Origin of the sequence: Microvirga pakistanensis (assembly GCF_004458765.1) — a bacterium.
In the GTDB taxonomy this organism is placed as follows: domain Bacteria; phylum Pseudomonadota; class Alphaproteobacteria; order Rhizobiales; family Beijerinckiaceae; genus Microvirga; species Microvirga pakistanensis.
Genome location: NZ_SPJX01000241.1, coordinates 1 through 5895, shown reverse-complemented (window position 1 = coordinate 5895; position 5895 = coordinate 1). Strand labels below are relative to the sequence as shown.

5 protein-coding genes are annotated in these 5895 nt (G+C 59.7%); 4 read left to right on the top strand and 1 reads right to left on the bottom strand.

Annotated elements, in window-relative coordinates; genetic code table 11:
• A partial coding sequence (locus E4K09_RS14195) for an ABC transporter permease (RefSeq protein ID WP_134498058.1) occupies nucleotides 1-799 on the top strand: 799 nt, incomplete at its 5' end.
• A gap of 329 nt (nucleotides 800-1128) precedes the next feature.
• On the opposite strand, the gene E4K09_RS14190 is transcribed toward E4K09_RS14195, so the two are convergent.
• Nucleotides 1129-1824, bottom strand: coding sequence for a GntR family transcriptional regulator (locus tag E4K09_RS14190; protein ID WP_425293846.1), 696 nt, complete (start codon nucleotides 1822-1824; stop codon nucleotides 1129-1131).
• An 88-nt stretch (nucleotides 1825-1912) separates the two neighbouring features.
• Between E4K09_RS14190 and E4K09_RS14185 the strand changes: the two genes are divergently transcribed.
• Genes E4K09_RS14185 through E4K09_RS14175 form a run of 3 tightly spaced genes read left to right on the top strand, consistent with a single transcriptional unit; the run spans nucleotide 1913 to nucleotide 5674 of the window.
• Nucleotides 1913-2947, top strand: coding sequence for an Ldh family oxidoreductase (locus E4K09_RS14185; protein ID WP_134498060.1), 1035 nt, complete (start codon nucleotides 1913-1915; stop codon nucleotides 2945-2947).
• On the top strand, nucleotides 2944-4170 hold the full coding sequence (locus tag E4K09_RS14180) for an iron-containing alcohol dehydrogenase (RefSeq protein ID WP_134498054.1): 1227 nt from the start codon (nucleotides 2944-2946) through the stop codon (nucleotides 4168-4170). The genes E4K09_RS14185 and E4K09_RS14180 overlap by 4 nt, the downstream gene beginning before the upstream one ends.
• Nucleotides 4171-4195: 25 nt before the next feature.
• Nucleotides 4196-5674 (top strand): NAD-dependent succinate-semialdehyde dehydrogenase, encoded by a 1479-nt coding sequence (locus E4K09_RS14175; protein ID WP_134498052.1) that lies wholly within the window; start codon nucleotides 4196-4198, stop codon nucleotides 5672-5674.
• Nucleotides 5675-5895 lie beyond the last annotated feature (221 nt).

Sequence of the window (5895 nt, the reverse complement as noted above, 5' to 3'; positions counted from 1 at the left end):
CGTGATCGCCGGTGGCGGTCTCGACCTCTCCGTAGGCTCCATGGCGGCCCTCACGGCGGGCGTGATGATCCTGACCCTCAACTCGCTCGGCGCAGCGGATGTGAGCACGCTCGCGCTCGGCATGCTGGCGGCCGTTGGCCTGAGCGCCGCATGCGGCATGGCAAACGGATTGATCGTCACCTTCGGGAGGATCGAACCTTTCATCGTGACGCTCGGCACGATGGGCATCTTCCGCTCGCTCGTGGTGTGGCTGGCGGCGGGCGGCACCATCACCATGCGCAATTTCGAGCTGCGCGAGCTCTACCGCCCAGTCTATTTCGGCAGCGTGTTCGGCATTCCGGTGCCGATCATCGCCTTTCTGGTCGTGGCCGCCATCGGCGCCCTGATCCTCTACCGCACCTCCTTCGGCCGCCATGTGGTGGCGCTCGGCTCGAACGAGGATGTCGCTCGCTATTCGGGTGTGCCGATCTGGCGGGTGCGCACGCTCACCTACATCATTCAAGGCATCTGCGTCGGCATCGCGGTGCTCGTCTATGTACCCCGCCTCGGCTCCGCCACACCAACCACCGGTCTCCTGTGGGAACTGCAGGCCATCACCGCCGTCGTCATCGGCGGCACCGCTCTCAGGGGCGGCGTCGGCCGTATCTGGGGCACCGTCGTCGGTGCGGTGATCCTCGAACTCGTCGCCAATATCATGGTGCTGTCGAACTTCGTCTCCGAGTTCCTCGTGGGCGCGGTTCAAGGTGCCATCATCATTATCGCCATGCTCGTGCAGCGGTCCGTCCACCGCGGGCGATGAACCGGGGACAGCGCATTGTGCGGAAAAGTGGACCCGGTTCTCCGCTAAAACTGATGCGCTCAAGTAAGAAAGGAGCATCGGATGGACCCCGAAGGTGCCAGCATCGTTTTGGGTCCGATGCTCTATGCCTACCAGACCTAAGGACAAACGGCCTGAAGCCAACCTCCAGGAAGGGATTAAATAAAGCCGAGGTCCTCGTAGGGACCTCAGGGACTGCACGTTTCCGACGGTGAACCCTCGGAGAACTCAACAACCCAGCCCACTAGATCAAAACGTGCGAATCCATCGTCGCAAGACCACGCCGCACGCGCCTACTTGAACTGCTACACTCAGTCGCTGAAGTAGCTTGTGAAACGCGCCTTCGAGCACTCCAAGTGGTGGCTCATCGCCGCCGCCGCTGCATCCGGGTCACGTCGACGGAGGGCTTCGATAATTTGATCGTGCTCATTGTTGGCGTCGGCTGTTGCTCGTGAATGATAGAAAAGCCGAAAGAGATGCAAATGTGTGTGGAGGTTAGACAGAACCGCGTGCACGAGTTCATTTCCGCTGCCGAGTGCAATCAGATTGTGAAACTCGCCGTCGCTCTGCGCGAACTGCCCGTAGGCGGCCCTCGAGTTGTTCCTTTCAAGTAGCTTCATGCTTTGAGCGAGGCTCTCCAACTCCTTTATCGAGTCGTCACTCATATGGACCGCAGCCCTGGCTGCCGCGAAAGGCTCCACAAGCAGTCTAAGCTCATAAAGCTGCTCGAATCTCTGCTTATCCATTTGCTCAGCGGCGCTGTAGCCGATGAGGTGAGTTTTTACGACAAGGCCTTGCGCCTCGAGCCTTGAGAGCGCCTCCCGGACCGGCGTCTGCGATACGCCTAGCTCCCTTGCGAGACTGTCGACGGAGATGCGGCCGCCCGGTGCGATCTTGTGAGACATGAGCTGCGAATAAATCGCATTATAAACCTCATCGCCGAGCCGAGTGGGACGACGCAATGAGCTCGCGTTTGTTCTGAAGTTTTTATCGTCGCTGACGGGCACGGTCCATTTCCCTTACGTTCTTGACTTCACGCATACGTACCAGCATAGTGCGCCTGTCGCAATCATATATCCGATCGGATCTTTTATCGTGCCAGTCGTTCCTGTTCCAGAAGTGAGGGATGTCGTCGGCAAAGCACTGGCGCAGGCTGGTATCCCTTCAGAAAATGCTGCGATCCAACTCGAGATCCTGCTTGAGGCGGAACTGCGGGGTATCCCGTCCCACGGCTTGTTGAGACTGGACCGCATCATTCAACGAATCGCCAACGGCGTAGCCAACCCACACACTCGAGGTCGTTTCACGTGGCGGTCGCGAGGCTTTTTGTCGGTCGACGGCCAGATGGGTCTCGGCCCAGTTGTCGCAAAGGCGGCGCTTGACGCGATTCAGGAGCGTGCCCGTGAGACAGGCGTAGCGCTGGCGGCGGTGAACAACTCCAATCACATTGGAATGCTTGGCTGGTACGCCGAGAAGGTCGCGGCCACCGGCCAGATCCTGATCGCTCTCTCAACCAGCGAGGCGCTGGTTCATCCTTGGGGCGGTCGGAAGGCGCTCATCGGCACGAATCCCATCGCAATCGGCGTTCCAGCCGAAGGTGAGCTCTTCGTCATGGATACGGCAACCAGCATCGTGTCGATGGGTGAGATTCACGATCACGCCCATCGAGGTGCGCCGATCCCCAGCCACTGGGCGCTCGATTCCAACGGTAGCCCCACCACCGACCCGGTTAAGGCGAAGAATGGAGCGATCGCTCCGTTCGGGGGTGCCAAAGGTTACTCGCTGGGCCTTGCCTTCGAGTTGCTCGTCACAAGCCTCGCCGGATCTGCGATTGGCACGGATGTGAGGGGTACGCTCGATGCTACCGAGGTCTGCAACAAAGGCGACCTTTTCATCGTGATTGACGGCCCGCAAGCTCATCTCTCCGCCTATCTTGATATCATCCGCAGTACGGAGCCTGCCGACGGGTTCGAGCGTGTTCTCGTGCCAGGCGATAGAGCCCGCGCCTGTCGCGAGAAGTACCTTGTTGGGGGCCTGCCTATCGTCGACGAGGTCTGGGAACGGCTGCAGGTTCTTGCAAAAACGCCCCTCCTGCCACAGCAACACACAAACCAGAGAGCGCACGTTTGACCATGTTTGGAACCCTCCGCACTCCACGTAATCTCGTCTTCGGGGCAGGGCAGCGCGCCGCGTTGCCAAACTATGTCAACATGCTTGGGAAGCGGGCGCTCATTGTGACAGATGAGCGCCTTGCCGCGGACCACACCTTTGCCGCCATGGTTGATGGCATCAGGACCTTAGGTGTCGAGGCACAGGTCTTCTCCGGAACGATTGCCGAGCTGCCCGCGTCCTGTATTGCAGAGGGCGTGGCGGTAGGCCGCTCATTTAGCGCCGATGTTGTCATCGGCATTGGAGGAGGGAGTTGCATTGATGCCGCCAAAGTCATCGCGCTGCTCCTGACGCATGGAGGAAAGGCGGCCGACTACTACGGCGAATTCAAAGTTCCCGGTCCAGTCCTTCCCCTGATCGCGGTGCCGACGACATCAGGTACCGGATCCGAGGTCACACCGGTTGCTGTCATCGCGGATCCCGAGCGCGCCGTGAAGGTTGGCATCGCAAGCCCGCATCTCATTCCTCATACGGCGATTTGCGATCCGGAGCTGACTTATAGCTGCCCGCCCTCTCTGACCGCCATTTCGGGAGCCGATGCGCTGACCCATGCGCTTGAGGCGTTCACCACAGCGAGGCGCCAGCTGACACCCCATATTGTTCATGAACATGTGTTCTTAGGAAAGAACATCCTTAGCGATCACTACGCACTGTTCGCCATTTCCCATATCGCCGCGAGCCTAAAGGCAGCGTATGATGATGGTGCTCACACCGTTGCGCGTGAGCGGCTCATGCTCGGCGCAACTGCCGCTGGGCTTGCATTCGGGACCGCTGGTACCGCCGCCGCCCACGCAATCCAATATCCTGTGGGTGCGCTGACCCATACGCCCCATGGCGCGGGTGTCGCCGTCATGATGCCCTATGTCATGGAGTTCAACCGTTCGTATGCCAGAGCCGACATGGCTGTGGTGGCAGGCGCCATGGGGCTTGAGACCGCGGGGATGTCAGAGGATGAGAGGGCGGGTGCGGCAATCGACGCCGTTGCCGGCCTTTTCGCGTCCATCGGCATTCCGCGCACCATCGCAGATCTCGGTATCAGCCGGGATCAACTGTCTGTCGTCGCTGAGCAGGCGATGGGCGCCACACGCCTGATCAAGAACAATCCGCGCCCTCTTGATCTCCAATCCATGACGTCTCTCGTCACTGCTGCCTTCGATGGCGACCGAGAGCGCCTGCGCGGCTGAACCCGAAACGAGAGGCAATTCCAAGATGTCTGCCCAGACGAAACTTACCCCGGAGCTCGGCTTTGATGTTGCGAGCCTCCCTACCGATCTTTACATCAACGGAAAGTGGCGCCCTGGTTCTATGGGAAAACGCATCGATGTGATCGATCCGTCGACACAGGCGGTGATCACATCGGTCGCCGATGCCAGCATCGAGGACGCGCTTGACGCCGTCGCAGTAGCGTATCAGGCTGGTTCTGCATGGGCCGAGACTGCGCCCCGGAAGCGCTCTGAGATCCTGCGTCGGTGCTTTGAGCTCATGATCGAGCGAAAGGAGATGCTGGCGGAGCTGATATCGCTTGAGAATGGCAAGGCGCTGAACGATGCCAGAGGCGAGGTCGCCTACGCGGCTGAGTTCTTCCGCTGGTTCTCCGAGGAAGCTGTGCGGCTAAATGGCGAGATGTCCATCGCTCCAAGCGGAGCCAACCGCATTCTAGTCGACTACCAACCGATCGGCGTTGCGGTCCTCGTCACTCCGTGGAACTTCCCTGCGGCTATGGCCACCAGGAAGATCGCGCCGGCACTTGCGGCCGGCTGCACGGTTGTGCTCAAGCCGGCCACCGAGACTCCGCTCACAGCCTATGTGCTCGCGGAGCTGTACGCTGAAGCCGGTGTGCCTGACGGAGTGGTCAACGTCATCACGACCTCACGCTCAGGTGCGACCGTCAGCGCGATGCTGCACGATCCACGGGTACGAAAGCTCTCATTCACTGGCTCGACGGAAGTCGGGCGCAAGCTCCTCCATGAAGCAGCCGATACGGTGCTATCATGCTCCATGGAACTCGGCGGTAACGCTCCCTTCATCGTCTTCGATGATGCTGATCTCGATGCTGCCATTGAAGGTGCAATGGTCGCGAAGATGCGCAACGGTGGTGAAGCCTGCACGGCAGCCAACCGCTTCTACGTTCAGGAAGGCATCTTGGAAGCCTTCTCGCAGCGCCTCGCCGAGCGTATGGAAGCCATGACAGTGGGCGCTGGTTATGACGACGGCACCCATTGCGGTCCCCTCATCAATGCTGACGCCGTTAGCCGCATCAGCGGTCTTGTTGAAGACGCGGTTCGCTGTGGCGCTACAATCCTAACGGGTGGCAAGGCACTGGACCGCAAGGGCTTCTATTATCCGCCGACTGTACTGACTGGCGTCCCAGCCGAAGCCGCTATCACTCGCGAGGAAATCTTCGGCCCGATCGCGGCAATCTCGTCTTTCAAAACTGAGGAGGAGGTGATCCGTTTGGCAAATGACAGCGAGTATGGACTTATCTCGTATGTTTATACCGGTGATCTTGCTAAAGGCTTGCGCGTCTCGGGCAAGATGGAAAGCGGCATGGTTGGGCTCAATCGTGGTCTGGTTTCAGATCCGGCAGCGCCCTTCGGCGGCACGAAGCAAAGCGGCCTTGGCCGGGAAGGGGCTCATCACGGAATCCTCGAATTCTGTGAGATGAAGTACGTTGCGGTAAGCTGGTAAGACCTGCGGCGATGTCTTGCAATGGCACGCCAGGTAATCTCAGACCTGACACAAGGCCGTTAAGCATCGCCGCGCCTCACCTACCTTCTTGGTGGCAGGGATGATCATAAAGGGCACCGTCAGGTTAACGGGATGACATTAGAGAGCTCCCTCAGATCAGCTCGTCAGAAGGCAGCAAGGCCTACCATTTCGGCCCAAGTCATCAAGGCTTGGGCTCGGGC